The following is a 205-nucleotide window of genomic DNA, read 5'->3' as shown; positions in this document are numbered from 1 at the left end:
ACGCTCTTCTTCAGCTTTCTTTTTAGCTTCGTCTTCAGCTTTTTTTCTAGCCTCTTCTTCAGCTTTTTTCTGAGCCTCTTCTTGCTGCTTACGCTGTTCTTCTGCAGCTTTTTTCTGAGCTTCGTCTTGCTGTTTACGTTGTTCTTCTGCAGCTTTTTTCTGAGCTTCGTCTTGTTTTAATTTATCTTCTTCAGCTTTTTTCTGA

1 protein-coding gene is annotated in these 205 nt (G+C 39.5%); it reads right to left on the bottom strand.

Annotated features, from left to right (window positions below; translation table 11 throughout):
• Positions 1-205: hypothetical protein (locus MR071_RS26000; protein ID WP_242238259.1), on the bottom strand; the 205-nt coding region annotated here is incomplete at both ends.

Source organism: Bacillus cereus group sp. BfR-BA-01316, from assembly GCF_022664195.1.
Taxonomy (GTDB): Bacteria; Bacillota; Bacilli; order Bacillales; family Bacillaceae_G; genus Bacillus_A.
The sequence above is the reverse complement of the archived record's forward strand: the minus strand, read 5'-3'. Positions and strand labels throughout refer to the sequence as shown.